General features: G+C 59.1%; 18 protein-coding genes, 1 tRNA gene and 1 pseudogene. 12 read left to right on the plus strand and 8 right to left on the minus strand.

Annotated elements, in window-relative coordinates; translation table 11 throughout:
• Positions 1-46: 46 nt before the first annotated feature.
• The 4 genes from AC27FC_RS11615 to rraB form a co-directional block, all read right to left on the minus strand.
• Positions 47-131 (minus strand) — tRNA-Leu (locus AC27FC_RS11615).
• A 106-nt stretch (positions 132-237) separates the two neighbouring features.
• Positions 238-960 carry a topoisomerase II gene (locus AC27FC_RS11620; RefSeq protein ID WP_196354833.1) on the minus strand — a complete coding sequence of 241 codons (723 nt, stop codon included), beginning with the start codon at positions 958-960 and terminating at the stop codon, positions 238-240.
• Positions 961-990: 30 nt separating this feature from the next.
• The gene (miaE, locus tag AC27FC_RS11625; protein WP_048980677.1) at positions 991-1,749 is read right to left on the minus strand and encodes a tRNA isopentenyl-2-thiomethyl-A-37 hydroxylase MiaE; all 759 of its coding nucleotides are present in this window, start codon (positions 1,747-1,749) and stop codon (positions 991-993) included.
• 46 nt (positions 1,750-1,795) lie between these two features.
• Positions 1,796-2,221 (minus strand): ribonuclease E inhibitor RraB, encoded by a 426-nt coding sequence (rraB, locus tag AC27FC_RS11630; RefSeq protein WP_029739283.1) that lies wholly within the window; start codon positions 2,219-2,221, stop codon positions 1,796-1,798.
• A gap of 99 nt (positions 2,222-2,320) precedes the next feature.
• Between rraB and argL the strand changes: the two genes are divergently transcribed.
• Both argL and argF (AC27FC_RS11640) read left to right on the plus strand, forming a co-directional pair.
• On the plus strand, positions 2,321-2,416 hold the full coding sequence (gene argL, locus AC27FC_RS11635; protein ID WP_213328991.1) for a putative translational regulatory protein ArgL: 96 nt from the start codon (positions 2,321-2,323) through the stop codon (positions 2,414-2,416).
• On the plus strand, positions 2,386-3,390 hold the full coding sequence (argF, locus tag AC27FC_RS11640) for an ornithine carbamoyltransferase (RefSeq protein WP_023299201.1): 1,005 nt from the start codon (positions 2,386-2,388) through the stop codon (positions 3,388-3,390). Before argL ends, argF (AC27FC_RS11640) begins: the two co-directional genes overlap by 31 nt.
• 66 nt (positions 3,391-3,456) lie before the next feature.
• Here the strand turns inward: argF (AC27FC_RS11640) and AC27FC_RS11645 are convergent, their stop codons facing one another.
• Positions 3,457-3,909 carry a YhcH/YjgK/YiaL family protein gene (locus tag AC27FC_RS11645; RefSeq protein WP_196354832.1) on the minus strand — a complete coding sequence of 151 codons (453 nt, stop codon included), beginning with the start codon at positions 3,907-3,909 and terminating at the stop codon, positions 3,457-3,459.
• A gap of 675 nt (positions 3,910-4,584) precedes the next feature.
• On the opposite strand from AC27FC_RS11645, the gene arcA reads away from it, so the two are divergent.
• The 5 genes from arcA (at position 4,585) to AC27FC_RS11670 (ending at position 9,863) form a co-directional block, all read left to right on the plus strand.
• On the plus strand, positions 4,585-5,805 hold the full coding sequence (gene arcA, locus AC27FC_RS11650; protein ID WP_029739276.1) for an arginine deiminase: 1,221 nt from the start codon (positions 4,585-4,587) through the stop codon (positions 5,803-5,805).
• A gap of 10 nt (positions 5,806-5,815) precedes the next feature.
• Positions 5,816-6,727 (plus strand): carbamate kinase, encoded by a 912-nt coding sequence (gene arcC, locus AC27FC_RS11655; protein WP_048980687.1) that lies wholly within the window; start codon positions 5,816-5,818, stop codon positions 6,725-6,727.
• A gap of 120 nt (positions 6,728-6,847) precedes the next feature.
• Positions 6,848-7,852 (plus strand): ornithine carbamoyltransferase, encoded by a 1,005-nt coding sequence (argF, locus tag AC27FC_RS11660; protein WP_196354831.1) that lies wholly within the window; start codon positions 6,848-6,850, stop codon positions 7,850-7,852.
• A gap of 47 nt (positions 7,853-7,899) precedes the next feature.
• Positions 7,900-9,303 (plus strand): YfcC family protein, encoded by a 1,404-nt coding sequence (locus tag AC27FC_RS11665; RefSeq protein ID WP_047059521.1) that lies wholly within the window; start codon positions 7,900-7,902, stop codon positions 9,301-9,303.
• A gap of 80 nt (positions 9,304-9,383) precedes the next feature.
• Positions 9,384-9,863, plus strand: coding sequence for an arginine repressor (locus tag AC27FC_RS11670; RefSeq protein WP_029739272.1), 480 nt, complete (start codon positions 9,384-9,386; stop codon positions 9,861-9,863).
• A gap of 3 nt (positions 9,864-9,866) precedes the next feature.
• Here AC27FC_RS11670 and AC27FC_RS11675 read toward each other — a convergent pair.
• Positions 9,867-9,984: pseudogene (locus AC27FC_RS11675) on the minus strand (hypothetical protein).
• On the opposite strand from AC27FC_RS11675, the gene AC27FC_RS11680 reads away from it, so the two are divergent.
• From AC27FC_RS11680 to ridA, 4 genes are all read left to right on the plus strand, one after another.
• The gene (locus AC27FC_RS11680; RefSeq protein WP_022646880.1) at positions 9,964-10,068 is read left to right on the plus strand and encodes a pyrBI operon leader peptide; all 105 of its coding nucleotides are present in this window, start codon (positions 9,964-9,966) and stop codon (positions 10,066-10,068) included. The pseudogene AC27FC_RS11675 and the gene AC27FC_RS11680 overlap by 21 nt on opposite strands.
• A gap of 34 nt (positions 10,069-10,102) precedes the next feature.
• On the plus strand, positions 10,103-11,035 hold the full coding sequence (pyrB, locus tag AC27FC_RS11685; protein WP_023310198.1) for an aspartate carbamoyltransferase: 933 nt from the start codon (positions 10,103-10,105) through the stop codon (positions 11,033-11,035).
• Positions 11,036-11,047: 12 nt separating this feature from the next.
• A complete protein-coding gene (gene pyrI, locus AC27FC_RS11690) occupies positions 11,048-11,509 on the plus strand; it encodes an aspartate carbamoyltransferase regulatory subunit (protein WP_023310197.1) in 462 nt (153 codons plus the stop codon).
• Between the two features lie 73 nt (positions 11,510-11,582).
• Entirely contained in the window at positions 11,583-11,969 is a 387-nt protein-coding gene (gene ridA, locus AC27FC_RS11695) for a 2-iminobutanoate/2-iminopropanoate deaminase (protein ID WP_008501391.1), read from the plus strand.
• Between the two features lie 50 nt (positions 11,970-12,019).
• Here the strand turns inward: ridA and AC27FC_RS11700 are convergent, their stop codons facing one another.
• Positions 12,020-14,404 carry a beta-N-acetylhexosaminidase gene (locus AC27FC_RS11700; protein ID WP_094935151.1) on the minus strand — a complete coding sequence of 795 codons (2,385 nt, stop codon included), beginning with the start codon at positions 14,402-14,404 and terminating at the stop codon, positions 12,020-12,022.
• A gap of 222 nt (positions 14,405-14,626) precedes the next feature.
• On the minus strand, positions 14,627-17,335 hold the full coding sequence (mgtA, locus tag AC27FC_RS11705) for a magnesium-translocating P-type ATPase (RefSeq protein ID WP_047174645.1): 2,709 nt from the start codon (positions 17,333-17,335) through the stop codon (positions 14,627-14,629).
• A gap of 388 nt (positions 17,336-17,723) precedes the next feature.
• Between mgtA and treR the strand changes: the two genes are divergently transcribed.
• Positions 17,724-18,671, plus strand: coding sequence for a trehalose operon repressor TreR (gene treR / locus AC27FC_RS11710; protein ID WP_047174646.1), 948 nt, complete (start codon positions 17,724-17,726; stop codon positions 18,669-18,671).
• Positions 18,672-18,677: the final 6 nt, after the last annotated feature.

Raw genomic sequence — 18,677 nt, forward strand, 5'->3', positions numbered from 1 at the left:
TTCAGGCACAAAAAAAGACGTCCGTTGACGTCTATTGATGTTCCGATGGTGCCGAAGGCCGGACTCGAACCGGCACGTATTTCTACGGTTGATTTTGAATCAACTGCGTCTACCGATTTCGCCACTTCGGCACTGAAGGGGATGCGGAAACGTTGTGGATTATACCTGTCGCGCGCCGCCATGCAAGCGACGACGCGCTAAACCCGCGCTAAGTGCCCAAAAAACCAGCGTCCTTCGTCACTCCAGCTCGGACACCGCCAGACGAATCACCCCCGCCGCCTTCTGCTCCGGCAGCGACAGCACCTTAGCCCACATCTCCTGCACCATATCGCAGGAGAGCTTCTCTTTACCCGCCGCCTTCTCCGGCATCTGCAGCAGCTGGATGTCCTCGCCGTACTTATCGGCAAGTTGCTTCATAATCGGCCGCACGTCCTCGACAGCCGCCTCGCGTTCTGCCTGCGTCACGGTGTGGCGGTTTTTGCCGTAGGCCGCGCGCATCATGTCGGCGTCGGCCTGCATGCGCCGCGCCATCAGGTCTTTATCCAGCATGCGCATCGGGTTCACGCCGCCCTTCACCGTCGGGTAGAGGAAGCGGAAGCAGGCGTCGTCGCTCACCTTCTGGATGGCGGCGGTCTGCTCCATGTTGATGGTCATATAGTTCACCACGTTGGCGTCCGGGGCGTTTTGCAGGCGCGACATCTGCAGATGCAGGATCTGCGGCTGGATGGTGTCGATAATCTGCTGCTCCGGCTCGCCCGCTTTTTGCAGGGCGGCCATCTGGTCGAGGATGCGCTGATGCAGCGCGGGCTCCTGCTCCTTAATCACCTGCCAGGCGGGCATCGCGTTAAGGGCGGAATCCATCTGCCGTTCCGGAGCGCGCTGCCTGTCGAAGAACACCCAGAACGCCACGGCGGCGGCCACCACAACAACCATCACGGTACGGGTCCACGTTTTATTCATCTCGCATCCTTATCCTTGAGTTGTGCCGGTTTACACCGGCACGCCGCTGTGGAAGCGAAACTCGTTGTCCGGTGTCGAGATAAGTGTGGCTTCAATTTCGCCAAAAAGCTGTATGCGCGGTGAGATATCGTCGTCGCTCACCTGCCGGGCAAGCGTCAGGTAGTCTTGATAGTGGCGCGCTTCGGAGCGCAGCAACGAGAGATAGAACTTCTGCAGGTCGTCGTCGAGGAACGGGGCCAGCGCGGCGAAGCGTTCGCAGGAGCGGGCTTCGATGTAGGCGCCGCAGATGAGCTTGTCGATCAGCGTCAGCGGTTCGTGGGTGCGCACTTCCTTCAGCATCCCTCTGGCGTAGCGGCTGGCGGTGATTTTGACGTACGGAATGTCGCGGGCCAGCATCGCCTCGCGCACCTGCCAGAAGTGGTGCAGCTCCTCTTTAATCAGCAGCACCATGCTGTCGATGAGCGCCTGGCCCCACGGGTCGTCGGTTTTGGGCATCACGCTTTTGCCAATCTGCTTATGCAGGGCGATGAAGTCCGGCTCCGGGCCGTCGCGGAAGGTGAACTGTTCGTAGGGTTTGAGCCAGTCGAGCAGCGCGTCGGCACCGCTTTCGTCGGCGACGTATTTGCGCACCAGCAGCAGCGCGGTCTGGGCGGCCTTGAGCTCGCACACCATGTGGTCGGTGAGCAGCAGCGGCAGGTTCGCCGGGTCGCGGGCTTTATCAATCCATGCTTGCGGGGTCGGGCACTGGAGGAAGTTGAGTACGGGGGCGAGTATCTGCGGGTAATCCATGGTTCTGCCTTGAAAAAGCGGTGGCGCGCGCCACCGCCTGAAACGCTTAGTGACGTACGCCGTCGTCGTCTTCGTCGACGTAATCTTCGTCGTCGCCTTCTTCGCCGTCTTCACCGTTCGGATCTTCGAAGTAGGTTCCCCAGCCGTCGTATTCCACTTCAAACTTCTCGGCCAGGTTCATCAGCTGTTCTACCTGCGCGTCGATCAGCTCCGCCTTCAGCGCGCCTTCGCTCAGGATGTCGCAGCAGATGACGGTATCACCCTCTTCCACTTCCAGCTCTTCCGGCTCGGTCACTTCGTAACCCAGCTTGAAGGCTTCCACGGCCAGTTTTTCCAGCGCGTCGAAATCATCCGCAGAGAAATGGTGCTCGATGGTGTACAGCGCGTCCGGATCGCTACCGTCTTCCAGCAGTTCTTCAATAATCAGACGCGTCTCTTCGCGTTGCTCTTCCAGGTGTTCCGGGTTTGCCATGGCTCAATCCTCTTTAAAGTGCGGCAGATACTTCTATTTTCACACACGGACGGGTTTGCCTCCACCTTTGTAAGAAAGATTTGTGAAACGGGGTTGCAAATGAATAATTACACATATAAAGTGAATTTTAATTCAATAAGTGGCGTTCGCCATGCGAGGATAAAATGTCCGATTTATACAAGAAACACTTTCTGAAATTGCTCGACTTTACCCCTGCACAGTTCACTTCTCTGCTGACCCTTGCCGCACAGCTCAAAGCCGATAAAAAAAATGGCAAGGAAGTACAAAAGCTTACCGGTAAAAACATCGCGCTCATCTTCGAAAAAGACTCGACCCGTACACGTTGCTCTTTCGAAGTTGCCGCATTTGACCAGGGCGCGCGCGTCACGTATTTAGGGCCGAGCGGCAGCCAGATTGGGCATAAAGAGTCAATTAAGGACACCGCGCGGGTTCTCGGGCGGATGTACGACGGCATTCAGTATCGCGGCCACGGCCAGGAAGTGGTCGAAACGCTGGCGCAGTACGCGGGCGTGCCGGTGTGGAACGGGCTGACCAACGAGTTCCACCCGACCCAGCTGCTGGCGGACCTGCTGACCATGCAGGAGCACCTGCCGGGCAAGGCGTTTAACGAGATGACGCTGGTCTACGCGGGCGACGCGCGCAACAACATGGGCAACTCGATGCTGGAAGCGGCGGCGCTGACCGGGCTGGATCTGCGCCTGGTGGCCCCGAAGGCCTGCTGGCCGGAAGAGAGCCTGGTGGCGGAATGCAGCGCGCTGGCGGAGAAGCACGGCGGGAAAATCACCCTGACGGAAGACGTGGCGGCGGGCGTGAAGGGCGCGGACTTTATCTATACCGACGTGTGGGTGTCGATGGGCGAAGCCAAAGAGAAGTGGGCGGAGCGGATTGCACTGCTGCGCGGGTATCAGGTGAACGCGCAGATGATGGCGCTGACCGGCAACCCGAACGTGAAGTTCCTGCACTGTCTGCCGGCGTTCCATGACGACCAGACCACGCTCGGCAAGCAGATGGCGAAAGAGTTCGACCTGCACGGCGGGATGGAGGTGACGGACGAGGTGTTTGAGTCGGCGGCGAGCATCGTGTTCGACCAGGCGGAAAACCGGATGCATACGATTAAGGCGGTGATGGTGGCGACGCTTGGGGAGTGATGGACTCTTCTGCGGTCTGATGCCCTCACCCCGGCCCTCTCCCACAGGGAGAGGGAGTAAACCCGATTAGCTAATCAGCATCTTCACAACAACCTTGCGCACCTTCGCAGGCGTCCCCACCGCGCACAGCGGCTTGTGCACTTCGCCCGGCCAGAACACCACAAAATCCCCTTCGCTCAGCACCACGGTTTTCTCCTGCTCGCCTTCCGGCAGGAACGCGATGTCTTTCTCCGCCAGCCAGTCGGTGTCCGGCGTGCCGTGCGGCAGGGTGCTGAAGGTCATCCCCTCCTGCCCCTTCATCACGATCTGGATATCCAGATAGCGCGCGTGGTACTCGGCGCGGCGCTCGACGAACGGCTGGGTCATGTCTTCAGAGACCAGATAAAACAGGCTGTTGCCGTTGATGTCGTGTTTCCCGAGCGGCGTGGCGTCGGTGACGTGGGCTTTAACGTGCTCAATCGCCTGGCGCAGCGCGTCAGGCAGCCAGGGCTGCAGATGGTGGATGTTGCCGATAATCATGTGAAATCCCCCTACGTAAAACAACGTTTCATTTTTATCTTTTATACGAGAGTTAAGACTGCCATACCAGCCCTTTTTCGAAGAGGTTTGCGCGAGCGCATGTTTATCGGGAAAGGTGTTAATTCACTGTTAATCCTGTCCAGGCAATTATGCAGGGGTTATGCATAACCTCGATCAACGCTTATCGGACGACTCTTCTAACCTCTTGATCATGCTCTCTAATTAACAAAACCCGTTGCCGCCTCACACTTTACTATTTTGATAATTTGCTCTAAAAAACCATAATTATTTATTGATTTCTCTTAAGTCAAAAATAGTTAATTACGTTAATTGCATAGCCATTCTTGATTATAATATTTATCATTTAAAATCATCCACATAACGATATCTTTCACAATATTAAAATCTACAAAATAATAACAACCTCGAATAATGCCAGCGGATCCTGCTTAGCTATTCACCCCTCAATAATATGAAATCAATCATTATCTGACGCGAATCATGCAAATGAAAACAAACCCCTTAATATCCAGTTTCGCGTGAGCAATATCACAATACGGATTATTTAACTGCCTAGTATGAATCACGAAATCAATTGAGCTTAGCCGCCATGAAATTAAATGCATCACATGGCGCATGCCCTTTTTATTCTGAAAAAAAGTTAAAGGAATAATTATGGAAAAGCATTACGTCGGTTCTGAAATTGGTCAATTGCGTAGCGTTATGCTGCATCGTCCTAATTTAAGTCTGAAACGTTTAACGCCATCAAACTGTCAGGAGCTGCTTTTCGATGACGTGCTCTCGGTTGAGCGGGCGGGTGAGGAGCATGACATCTTCGCAAACACGCTGCGCGAGCAGGGTGTGGAAGTCCTGCTGTTGACCGACCTTCTGACACAAACCCTTGATATTGCAGAAGCGAAAGCCTGGCTTCTGGATACCCAAATCTCCGACTACCGCCTCGGCCCGACCTTTGCCGGCGACGTCCGCGGCTGGCTGGCGGATATGCCGCACCGCGAACTGGCGCGCAGATTAAGCGGCGGATTAACCTACGGCGAAATTCCGGCGGCCATTAAAAATATGGTGGTGGATACCCACACGGCGAATGATTTTATTATGAAGCCGCTGCCGAACCATTTATTTACCCGCGATACCTCGTGCTGGATTTATAACGGCGTCTCTATTAACCCAATGGCGAAACCGGCCCGTCAGCGTGAAACCAATAACCTGCGGGCAATATATCGCTGGCACCCGGCGTTTGCCGACGGCGATTTTATTAAGTATTTCGGCGACGAGAATATTAATTACGACCACGCCACGCTAGAAGGCGGCGACGTACTGGTGATTGGCCGCGGGGCGGTATTAATCGGCATGTCCGAGCGCACGACGCCGCAGGGCGTGGAGTTCCTCGCCAACAGCCTGTTCAAACACCGTCAGGCCGAGCGCGTGATCGCCGTTGAGCTGCCAAAACACCGCTCCTGCATGCACCTCGACACCGTGATGACCCACATCGACGTGGACACCTTCTCCGTCTACCCGGAAGTGGTGCGCAAGGACGCCCAGTGCTGGACGCTCACCCCAGACGGACGCGGCGGCCTGTTGCGCACCCAGGAAACCGACCTGCTGCACGCCATCGAGAAAGCGCTCGGCATTAACCAGGTGCGCCTGATCACTACCGGCGGCGACGCCTTTGAAGCCGAACGCGAGCAGTGGAACGACGCCAACAACGTGCTGACCATTCGCCCGGGCGTGGTGATTGGCTACGAGCGCAACGTCTGGACCAACGAGAAGTACGACAAAGCGGGTATCACCGTGCTGCCCATCCCGGGCGACGAGCTCGGACGCGGTCGCGGCGGCGCGCGCTGCATGAGCTGCCCGCTGGAACGCGACGGAATTTAAAGGAGCCATCATGGAACGAAAACCCACTCTGGTTGTGGCCCTTGGCGGCAACGCGCTGCTCAAGCGCGGCGAGCCGCTGGAAGCCGAAATCCAGCGTCAGAACATCGAGCAGGCCGCCCGCACCATCGCCGGATTAACAGAACAGTGGCGCGTGGTGCTGGTGCACGGCAACGGGCCGCAGGTCGGGCTGCTGGCGCTGCAGAACAGCGCCTACGACAAAGTCACACCCTACCCGCTGGACGTTCTCGGCGCCGAAAGCCAGGGAATGATCGGCTACATGCTCCAGCAGGCGCTGAAAAACAATCTGCCGCAGCGCGAGGTGAGCGTCCTGCTCACGCAGGTGGAAGTGGACGCCGCCGACCCGGCCTTCAGCAACCCGACCAAATACATCGGCCCGGTGTACAGCGAAGCCCAGGCGAAAAGCCTGGCGGCGGAAAAAGGCTGGGTGTTCAAGGCCGACGGCAGCTACGTCCGCCGCGTGGTGCCATCACCGCAGCCGAAACGCATCGTCGAGAGCGACGCCATCACGGCGCTGATCCAGCGCGATCACCTGGTGATCTGCAACGGCGGCGGCGGCGTGCCGGTAGTGGAGAACGCCAACGGCTATCGCGGCATTGAGGCGGTGATCGACAAAGACCTCTCCGCCGCCCTGCTGGCGCGCCAGATCGAGGCCGACGCCCTGCTGATCCTGACCGATGCCGACGCGGTGTACCTCGACTGGGGCAAGCCGACCCAGCGCCCGCTGGCGCAGGTAACGCCGGAGCTGCTCAGAGGCATGCAGTTCGACGCCGGATCGATGGGGCCGAAAGTGGCCGCCTGCCGCGAGTTTGTAGAAGCCTGCAACGGCATTGCCGGGATCGGCGCGCTGGCCGACGGCGCGGAGATCCTGGCGGGCGAGAAAGGCACGTTGATTCGTAACTGAGTCGTTTTCCCCTCACCCTAACCCTCTCCCTAAGGGAGAGGAGACGATTACACCCTCTCCCCGTGGGAGAGGGCTGGGGTGAGGGCACCAGACAGCTAAATTTTTAAAAGGATTTCCCACATGACCATCAACCTGAAAAACCGCAACTTCCTGAAACTGCTGGACTACACCCCGGCGGAGATCCAGTACCTGATCGACCTCGCCATCGAGCTGAAGGCGGCCAAAAAAGCCGGACGTGAAAAGCAAACCCTGATCGGGAAAAACATCGCCCTGATCTTTGAAAAAACCTCCACCCGCACCCGCTGCGCCTTTGAAGTGGGCGCGTTCGACCAGGGCGCGCAGGTCACCTATCTCGGCCCAAGCGGCTCGCAGATCGGCCATAAAGAGTCGATGAAAGACACCGCCCGCGTGCTGGGCCGCATGTATGACGGCATCGAATACCGCGGCTACGGCCAGGCCATCGTTGAGGAGCTGGGCGAGTACGCGGGCGTGCCGGTGTGGAACGGCCTGACCGACGAGTTCCACCCAACGCAGATCCTCGCCGACCTGATGACCATGCTGGAGCATGCGCCGGGCAAAACCCTGCCGGAGCTGAGCTTTGCCTACCTGGGCGACGCGCGCAACAACATGGGCAACTCGCTGATGGTCGGGGCGGCCAAGATGGGGATGGATATCCGCCTCGTCGCACCGAAATCCTTCTGGCCGGAAGCCGGGCTGGTTGAGCAGTGCCGCGCCATCGCGAAAGAGACGGGCGCGCGCATCACCCTCACCGACGACGTGGAAGAAGGCGTGCAGGGGACCGATTTCCTCTACACCGACGTGTGGGTCTCCATGGGCGAGCCGAAGGAAGCCTGGGCCGAGCGCGTCAGCCTGATGAAGCCGTATCAAATCAACGCGGACGTGATGAAGGCCACCGGCAACCCGAACGTCAAGTTTATGCACTGCCTGCCGGCGTTCCACAACGAACACACCAAAGTGGGCCGCGAGATCGAGATGGCCTACGGCCTGAAGGGGCTGGAGGTGACGGAAGAGGTCTTCGAATCACCGAACTCCATCGTCTTCGACGAAGCAGAGAACCGCATGCACACCATTAAAGCGGTCATGGTGGCGACACTCGGCGACTAATCACCGCCCGGCGCGCCGCGCGGTGCGCCGGGTTTAAGGAGAACATCATGGGCAAGTTTAAGTTTCCCTCCGCTTACACCATTCTCTTTTTCCTGATTGCCGTTGTGGCGGCGCTGAGCTGGGTCGTCCCCGCCGGTCAGTACCAGATGGCGATGAACGAAACCCTCGGTAAAGAAGTCCCGATTGCCGGAACGTACGCGCACGTGGCGGCACATCCGCAGGGGCTGGTTTCCGTCCTGATGGCGCCCATCGCCGGGCTGTACGATCCGGTCTCCGGCCAGGCCGGGGCGATCGACGTCGCGCTGTTTATCCTGATCATCGGCGGTTTTCTCGGGATCGTCACCAAAACCGGGGCGATTGACGCCGGGATCGAGCGCGTCACCACCCGGCTGCGCGGCCGCGAGGAGTGGATGATCCCGATCCTGATGGCGCTGTTTGCCGCAGGTGGCACCATTTACGGCATGGCCGAAGAGTCGCTGCCGTTCTACACCCTGCTGGTACCGGTGATGCTGGCCGCCCGGTTCGATCCGGTTGTCGCCGCGTCCACCGTGCTGCTCGGGGCGGGGATCGGCACGCTCGGCTCTACCATTAACCCGTTTGCCACGGTGATCGCCGCCAACGCCGCCGGGATCCCCTTCACTAACGGCATCGCCCTGCGCGTGGCGCTGCTGGTCATCGGCTGGGTCATCTGCGTGGCGTGGGTGATGCGTTACGCCCGTAAGGTGCGTTTGGATCCGTCGCTGTCGATCGTCGCAGACAAACAGGAAGAGAACCGCGCCCACTTCCTCGGCGACAAGGGCGAACAGTCGCTGGAATTCACCCCGGTGCGCAAAATCATCCTGGTGATTTTCGCCCTCGCCTTTGCGGTGATGATCTACGGCGTGGCGGTGCTGGGCTGGTGGATGGCGGAGATCTCAGCGGTATTTCTCGCCAGCGCGATTATCGTCGGCCTGATTGCCCGCATGAGCGAAGAGGAGCTGACGTCGACGTTTATCAACGGCGCGCGAGATTTGCTGGGCGTCGCGCTGATTATCGGCATCGCGCGCGGTATCGTAGTCATCATGGATAAGGGCATGATTACCCACACCATTTTGCACAGCGCGGAAGGGCTGGTCAGCGGGTTGTCCACGGTAGCGTTTATCAACGTGATGTACTGGCTGGAGGTCGTGCTGTCGTTTCTTGTGCCTTCTTCATCCGGCCTGGCCGTTCTGACGATGCCGATCATGGCGCCGCTTGCCGATTTCGCTAACGTCAACCGCGACCTGGTGGTGACGGCTTACCAGTCGGCCTCCGGCATCGTTAACCTCGTCACGCCCACTTCTGCCGTCGTGATGGGCGGGCTGGCCATCGCCCGCGTGCCCTACGTGCGCTATCTGAAATGGGTGGCGCCGCTGCTGGGCATTTTAACGGTGGTGATTATGGTGGCGTTAAGTCTGGGTGCCTTGTTGTGATTTGCCGGATGGCGCTGCGCTTATCCGGCCTACGGATCGGTGCGGTGCCACCGGTTATTTCAGGAACTGATATGGGAACTATGATGGATTACGAAGAGTACTCTCCCAAAGAGCAACTACAGCTGACGGTCTGCCAGCGCCTGATCGCAGAAAAAAGCTATCTCTCTCAGGAGGAGATCCGCCGGGATTTGCAGGAGCGTGGTTTTGAGACCATCAGCCAGTCCACCGTTTCACGTTTGCTTAAATTGCTCGGCGTCATAAAAATTCGAAATGCCAAAGGGCTAAAGATTTATTCGCTGAATCCCCAGCTGCGCCCTGCCCCCGACGCCGCGCGTACCGTGTCCGAAATGGTGGTCAGCGTCGAGCACAATAGCGAGTTTATCCTTGTTCATACCGTCGCCGGATATGGCCGCGCGGTGGCGCGTATTCTGGATTATCACCAGCTACCGGAAATTTTAGGCGTGGTGGCCGGCAGCAGTATCGTCTGGGTCGCTCCCCGGGTCGTGAAGCGCACCGCACTGGTGCATAAGCAAATTAATTATTTACTCAGAACGCATTAATATTCATAAAGAACCGTTTGCATTGAGTAAAGCGTGCATTAAATCGCTTGATCCGAAAAGCGAGCTGCGTATAATGCCCGACAATTTGCCGGGAGGAAGCATGGTCAAGCGTGTACGACATAACGTCTTACCGCGTCTGAAATCAGACGCTGGCCTGCCGTTTTTCTTCCCGTTGCTAAACCTATTCCCAGAGCCCCTCATTTGAGGGGCTTTTTTTTGCCCGGCGTCAGGAGATAAACATGAATCCGCTTTATCAAAAACACATCATTTCCATAAACGACCTCAGCCGCGAAGAGCTGGAACTGGTTCTGGAAACCGCGGCAAAACTGAAGGCCAATCCGCAACCGGAGCTGCTGAAGCACAAGGTGATTGCGAGCTGCTTCTTCGAAGCCTCGACCCGCACCCGCCTCTCCTTTGAAACCTCCATGCACCGCCTGGGCGCGAGCGTGGTGGGCTTCTCGGACAGCAGCAACACGTCGCTGGGTAAAAAAGGCGAGACCCTGGCGGACACCATTTCAGTGATCAGCACCTACGTCGACGCGATTGTGATGCGTCACCCGCAGGAGGGCGCGGCGCGCCTGGCGACCGAATTTTCCGGCGGCATTCCGGTACTGAACGCCGGTGACGGTGCCAACCAGCACCCAACGCAGACCCTGCTGGATCTGTTCACCATTCAGGAGACGCAGGGCAAGCTCGAGAACCTGAATATCGCCATGGTCGGCGACCTGAAATATGGCCGCACCGTCCACTCCCTGACCCAGGCGCTGGCGAAATTTAACGGCAACCGCTTCTTCTTCATCGCCCCTGACGCGCTGGCGATGCCGCAGTACATTCTCGACATGCTGGACGAAAAAGGCATTCAGTGGAGCCTGCACGCCAGCATCGAAGAGGTGATGAGCCACGTGGATATTCTCTACATGACCCGCGTGCAGAAAGAGCGTCTGGATCCGTCCGAATACGCCAACGTGAAGGCACAGTTCGTGCTGCGCGCCAGCGACCTCGAGGGCGCGCGCGACAATATGAAGGTGCTGCACCCACTGCCGCGCATCGATGAGATCACCACAGACGTGGATAAGACGCCGCACGCCTGGTACTTCCAGCAGGCCGGAAACGGCATCTTCGCCCGCCAGGCGTTACTGGCACTGGTTCTGAATCGCGAATTGGCACTGTAAGGGGAAACGACCATGACACACGATAACAAACTCCAGGTTGAAGCCATCAAGCGCGGCACCGTGATTGACCACATCCCTGCGCAGGTGGGCTTTAAGCTGCTGACGCTGTTCAAACTGACCGAAACCGACCAGCGCATCACCATCGGCCTGAACCTGCCGTCGGGCGAGATGGGCCGCAAGGACCTGATTAAAATCGAGAACACCTTCCTGACCGACGAGCAGGTCAACCAGCTGTCGCTGTACGCGCCGGACGCCACCGTCAACCGCATCGACGAGTATGAAGTGGTCGGCAAATCCCGTCCGAGCCTGCCGGATCGCATCGAAAGCGTGCTGGTCTGCCCGAACAGCAACTGCATCAGTCATGCTGAGCCGGTGTCTTCCAGCTTTGCAGTGAAAAAACGCGCCGATGACATCGCGCTCAAATGCAAATACTGCGAAAAAGAGTTTTCTCATTATGTGGTGCTGGCCAACTAATTGAGGTTGGTAATGAAATCCCGGCTGTTATAATGGCCGGGAACATTCTTAACGCTGTAATTCTGGAGAAAACATGAGCAAAGTACTCGCGACGGAAAATGCACCAGCGGCTATCGGCCCTTACGTTCAGGGCGTTGATCTGGGTAGCATGATCATCACTTCCGGTCAGATCCCGGTGAACCCAAAAACCGGCGCGGTGCCGGAAGACGTCGCGGCACAGGCGCGTCAGTCGCTGGAAAACGTGCAGGCTATCGTTGAATCTGCCGGTCTGAAAGTGGGCGATATCGTGAAAACCACCGTTTTCGTGAAAGATCTGAACGATTTCGCGACCGTTAACGCCACTTACGAAGCGTTCTTCACCGAGCACAACGCCACCTTCCCGGCGCGCTCCTGCGTGGAAGTGGCCCGTCTGCCAAAAGACGTGAAAATTGAAATCGAAGCGATTGCGGTACGTCGCTAATTCGCTTTGGCGATAAAAAAGGCAGCCCAGGCTGCCTTTTTTGTTGCTTGCTACTGATTCCGCGTCGCCCTGAGCAGCGTCTCCAGCGGATAGACCGCCGCAATCACCACTTCGTCCTGAACCTTCGCCGCGTTATCCAGCTCGCTCTGAATCGAGGCTATCTCTTTATCATCCAGCGTGCCCTGGCGCGCCACCAGATCCGTCAGCCTCAGGCCAATGGAGGCCAGCTTATCCACCTCCTGGATCACCGGCTTCATGGCCTTCAGCTGATAGCTGTTTTCGCTTAGCGCCAGCGCGTCGCTGATGTTGCTCTGCCAGCGATTAAAGACGTGGCGCAGCGCGTCGGCGCTTTCCGCATCTTCCGCATCGCTCACCAGGCGGTCCGCCCATTTGTTCATCTGGCGCACGGTGGCGCTTTCGGCGTTCAGCGCATCGGCGAAGCGGTTGAGCGGTTCGAACTGATGATAATTTCCCGCCTGGAACTTCAGGTGCTGGCGGGTGTAATACTGCGCGGGCTCTACCGCCTGAGCGAGGATCTGCAGCGGCAGCGTGTCGGCATTACCGGCGAGGCGCGTGAACTGCACCTGCTGCTGGGTATGCTGCTGCAGCCCGACCGACACCGTCGACCAGCTGTCCATCGCCTGCAGGCGGGTGTACATGTTGTCGACGTCGTTGACGTCCTGCGCGGACCACAGCCGCTCCGCCACCGCGAAGGTGCGCGGCCACAGGCGGATATCCAGCACCGGCGCCACCACGTTTTCCGCCCACAGAGCGGCTTCCCCGCCGAGCAGGTTGGCCTGATTCGCCACGTCCGGCACGACCGGCGGAATGCCTTTCGGCACCGCGTCCAGACGCGTGCCGCTGATTGGGTAACGCGTATTCCCCACCAGGAAATAGCCGGTGAGCTTGTCGTTATCGACGGAAACCACCGGGCGCGTCTCGCCCATCCACGTGTCGACGGTGAAGGTCACCTGGCTGTCGTCACGCCATTCAATATCCTGCACCGCGCGGCGGGATTTCCCGGCAAAATCAATAAACCCGCGCCAGCCTGAATCCCCTTTCACCAGCGTAAAACTCCCCTCTACCGGCTTGCCCTTCAGGCGCGGCATGGAGAAGGCCCAGCTCTGGACGCTGTCGGTGTCGGCAATCACATCCACGCCGTTCAGCCCCTGCGGGACAATTTCGTTGCGGTAGTGATAGGCGGTGGACTGGGGTTGGTCGAGATAGAAACCGGTGGAGAGAATGCCCTTGTAGCCGTTCTGCGCCACCTGCCCCAGCGCGTCCTGCCCCTGCCAGGACTGGATCAGAATGCTTTTCGGCAGGTCGGGATGGTAGATCTCATCCCAGCCGACCATCTGCCGGTGATGCTTCTCAAGGATTGTTTCCAGCCTGCGGTTGAAATACGCCTGCAGCGCGTGGCTGTCCGCCAGCCTGTTGTCGCGCATGAAATTCTGGATCGCGGCGTTCGCTTTCCACTGGCTGTCGTCGACCTCATCGCCGCCGATATGCAGATACGGATCGGGGAAAATCGCCGCCAGTTCGCTGACCATCGCGTCAGCAAAGGCGTAGGTTGCCTCTTTTGTGGGATCTAATACCGGCTTCAGCACGCCCCAGTGGCGCTCCATGGCGTACGGCCCCGGGGCGCTCATCAGCTCCGGATAGGCTACGGCAATCGCCGAGGCGTGGCCCGGCATGTCGATCTCCGGCACCACGCGGATACCGCGTTCGGCGGCGTAACGCACCACTTCACGCATCTGTTCAGGCGTGTAGAACAGCCCGTCGCTGGCAAGCTGCGTCAGCTTAGGGTAGCGCTTCGAGCTGAAGCGCCAGCCCTGGTCGTCGGTCAGGTGCCAGTGCAGGACATTGAGCTTCGCCGCGGCCATGCCGTCGATCTGGCGCTTGATATCCGGCAGCGGAATAAAGTGACGCGCCGAGTCGAGCAGCAGCCCGCGCCACGGGAAGCGCGGCGAATCTTCAATGGTGACCCACGGCAGCGAGGTGTTTTCCGCCCCGTTCTGCATCAGCTGGAGCAGGGTTTCAATGGCGCGCAGCGCGCCGAAGCGGGTGTTGGCGGAGATATCGACGCCGTTAGCATCCACCGTGAGCCTATAGCTTTCATCGCTGTCCGGCAGCGGCTGCGGTTTTACCTTTTTGGCAATCGCGATACGGATGGTCGGCTTTTCAGGCTTGTCGGCCTGGGGCTGCAGCGTCCAGCCGGTTTGCAGGGCAATGCGCTGGCGCAGGCGGTTGACGGCGTCACCGAGATCGTCCCCGCTGACGCTAATGGATACGTTGTTGCTGAGCACCAGCGCGCCTTGGGTCGTAGGGCGTTCGACCTTCGCAGGCCAGGGCATCAGGGGGAGATCGCCTGCCGGGGCGGCAAACGCAGAGGCGCCGAGCATCAGCCCGGCGGTTAAGAGGCTGTACCGTAACATGAATGTTCCTTATCTGACGGGCCAAATAAAGGCAAAACATTCTGTTAACATGCGCTCAATTTGTCGTCAAGCGAATGCGCCGACGGAGATCACAGGTTGTTGAATTTGGGAGGAAAGCCAGCCCCCTCACCCCGGCCCTCTCCCCAAAGGGGCGAGGGTGAAAGGCGGCACCAAGCGGTCCCCTCTCCCTTTCAGGGAGAGGGTTAGGGTGAGGGTAAAAAATTACTGCCACCCATACCGACGCGCATAGAATCCTTTCACCATCTGCGTCAGCACCATATAGCCCGCAAGGATTGCCACCAGCCACGGGAAGTAGCTCAGCGGCAGCGCCTGCAGCTGCAGGTAGCCTGCCAGCGGCGAGAACGGTAGCGCGATGCCGAGCGCCATCACAATGCCCGTCATTACAATCAGCGGCCACGCGGCGCGGCTCTGGATAAACGGAATGCGGCGGGTGCGGATCATGTGCACAATCAGCGTCTGCGACAGCAGACCTACCACGAACCAGCCGGACTGGAACAGCGTCTGGTGTTCCGGGGTGTTGGCGTGGAACACAAACCACATCAGGCAGAAGGTCAGGATATCGAAGATGGAGCTGATCGGCCCAAAGAACAGCATAAAGCGCCCCAGATCCGCCGGGTTCCAGTGCTGCGGCTTCTGGATCTGCTCGTCGTCCACGTTATCAAACGGGATCGCCACCTGCGACACGTCGTACATCAGGTTCTGGATCAGCAGGTGCAGCGGCAGCATCGGCAGGAACGGCAGAAACGCGCTCGCCACCAGCACGCTGAAGACGTTACCGAAGTTGGAGCTGGCGGTCATCTTGATGTACTTGAGCATATTGGCGAAGGTGCGGCGCCCTTCGATCACCCCCTCCTCCAGCACCATCAGGCTCTTTTCCAGCAGGATGATATCCGCCGCTTCGCGGGCGATATCCACCGCCCCATCGACGGAGATACCGATGTCCGCCGCACGCAGCGCGGGCGCGTCGTTGATGCCGTCGCCCATAAAGCCCACCACGTGCCCTTCGCGCTTAAGCAGGGTGACGATGCGCTCTTTGTGCATCGGCGTCAGGCGGGCAAACAGCGTGGTACGCTGGGCAAGCTTCGCCAGCTCGTCGTCGGACAGGTGCTCAATATCGCTTCCCACCACCACGTCGCCCGCGTCCAGCCCCACTTCATGGCACACTTTGGCCGCCACCAGCTCGCTGTCGCCGGTGAGAATTTTGACGGTAATACCGCTCGCCTTCAGCGCTTTCAGCGCCGGCGCGGTGGTCTCTTTCGGCGGATCGAGGAAGGCGATGTAACCCTCGAGGATCAGATCGGATTCGTCGATACGCTGATAGTCACCCTCGCGCGCGGGCAGGAACTTGCTCGCGACCGCCACCACGCGCAGCCCCTGACGGTTCAGGTTGTCGGTGACGCGCTTGATGCGGCGCAGCATGGTGTCGTCCAGCGGCACGATGTCGCCGTTATAGCGAACCTGCGTCGACACGTTGAGGATCTCCTGCAGCGCCCCTTTGCAGATCAGCTGATGCACGTCCGTCTGCTCGCTCACCACCACCGACATGCGGCGGCGCTCGAAGTCGAACGGGATCTCATCCACCTTCTGCCAGCGCCCGGAGAGCGTGCGGGCGGATTCCTCATCCACCCCTTCCAGCACCGCGACGTCGAGCAGGTTTTTCAGCCCGGTCTGGTAATGGCTGTTCAGCCACGCGCTGTGCAGGACGCGCTCGCTGGTTTTGCCGGAGATATCGGTGTGGTTCTCCAGCACGATTTTGTCCTGCGTCAGGGTGCCGGTTTTATCGGTGCAGAGGATGTCCATCGCGCCAAAGTTTTGAATGGCGTCGAGGTGTTTAACGATCACTTTCTGTTTAGAGAGCTTCACCGCCCCGCGCGCCAGCGTGGAGGTGACGATCATCGGCAGCATTTCCGGCGTCAGGCCAACGGCCACGGAGAGCGCGAACAGGGCCGCTTCCCACCAGTCGCCTTTGGTGTAGCCGTTGATCAGCAGCACGATCGGCGTCATCACCATCATAAAGCGGATCAGCAGCATGCTGACGCGGCCAATCCCTTTCTGAAAGGCGTTTGGCTCGCTCTCCTGCTCGCTGACGCGCCCGGCAAGCTGACCAAACCAGGTGTTGCCCCCGGTGGCGGTGACAATCGCCTGCGCCGTACCGCTGACCACCGTGGTGCCCATAAAGCACAGGGTATCGCATTCAAGCGGATTCATCTGCTGCGGGTCGCGGCTGCGCGCTACCTTTTCTACGGGCAGGGATTCCCCGGTCAGGGAGGCCTGGGCGACGAACAGATCGCGCGCCTGGATGATGCGTAAATCCGCCGGGATCATGTCCCCCGCGGCCAGCTTCACCAGATCGCCCGGCACCAGCTGGTCGATCGGCAGCTCCACCCAGGCGTTTTCGCCGAGATCGTTAATCACGCGCGAGACGGTCGCGGTGTTGCTGACCATCGCCTTCAGGGCATCCGCCGCTTTGGTGGAGCGGGCCTCCTGAATAAAGTTCAGCAGCGTGGAGATACCCACCATCAGGGCAATAACGCCTGCGGCAAACAGATCTTCCGTCGCGTAGGAGATGAGGCCGAGCACGGTCAGCAGCAGGTTGAACGGGTTGCGGTAGCAGAGCCACAGGTGCACCCACCACGGAGACGGCTTCTGCGCCGGGATCTGGTTATCGCCGTGCACGGCGCGGATTTTTTCCACTTCGGCCGCGTTTAGCCCTTCCGGGTGTCCGCCGAACGCGCGCCAGACTTCGTTTTCATCCATCGCCGCCACGTTCAGGCAGCGTTCGGTCAGGGACGCGGGGATCGCCGCCCCCGCCATGTTTTTGGCGTTTGGCAGCGGGTCGCGCTGAACAAGACGGTGTGGCAGGTGGCGGCTCAGCAGGGCCTGCAGCTGCCGGGTGATATTTTTAAACATAGTCATTCCTCCGCATCCGCCTGGGCGGACGCAGCAATTCCTTCAGGCGTGGCAAAGCCGTACCTGAGAGGCACTCAATTTTTCAAGCAGGAACGTTTAAGACGTTGCTGCCTCACGCCGGTGAGACAGCAAAAGCTGGCTTACCGGAAAGAACGCATTCTCCCGTTCAGGAGAGGTGTGGGATCGGGATCCATGAAGCCTCCGGTAAGTAAAAAAACAGGGTGTCGCCGCGCAGTATAAGGATTTAAGCGTACCCTTTATGACGATTCGGGCGGTATTATACCCCCCTGCAAATAAACCGAACGTAAACCAGACTTTGCCCATAGCGAAATCGCGCTATAGCATTAGGCTCAATTCACTACATCGTCGTTGTTACAGGGAATACAGCATGCAGAACCGCCTAACGATTAAAGACATCGCGCGTTTAAGCGGCGTGGGGAAATCGACCGTCTCACGCGTGCTGAACAACGAAAGCGGCGTCAGCGAACGCACCCGCGAGCGCGTTGAGGCGGTTATGAATCAGCACGGTTTTTCCCCTTCCCGCTCTGCGCGCGCCATGCGCGGGCAGAGTGACAAAGTCGTCGCCATCATTGTTTCGCGTCTGGACTCTCTTTCTGAAAATCTCGCCGTGCAGACCATGCTGCCCGCCTTCTATGAGCAGGGGTATGATCCGATCATGATGGAGAGCCAGTTCTCTGTGCAGCTGGTTGAAGAGCATCTGGGGATGCTCCAGCGGCGCAACATTGATGGCGTGGTGCTGTTCGGTTTTACCGGCATTAAGGACGAGATGCTGAAACCCTGGCAGCCTTCGCTGGTGCTGCTGGCGCGCGATGCACACGGCTTTGCCTCCGTCTGCTACGACGATGAGGGCGCGATTATCACCCTGATGCAGCGCCTGTTTGACGAAGGTCATCGCCACATCAGCTTCCTCGGCGTCCCGCACGCGGACGTCACCACCGGCAAGCGTCGCCATGAGGCGTATCTGGCCTTTTGCAAAAAGCACAACCTCTCCGCCGTGGCCTCCCTGCCGGGGCTGGGCATGAAGCAGGGCTACGAGCAGGCCGCCAGCGTTCTTACGCCGCAGACCACGGCGCTGGTGTGCGCCACGGATACCCTGGCGCTGGGTGCCAGCAAATATCTGCAGGAGCAGCGCATCGATAATTTGCAGGTGGCGAGCGTCGGCAGCACGCCGCTGATGAAGTTCCTGCACCCGGAGATCATCACCGTCGATCCGGGCTACGCCGAGTCCGGCAGACAGGCCGCAGCACAGCTTATCGAGCAGATAAACGGGCGTTCAGAGCCTCGTCAGATCGTCATTCCCGCTCACCTTTCGTAACCCCTC

The organism is Enterobacter sp. C3_dUdeg, from assembly GCF_057536195.1.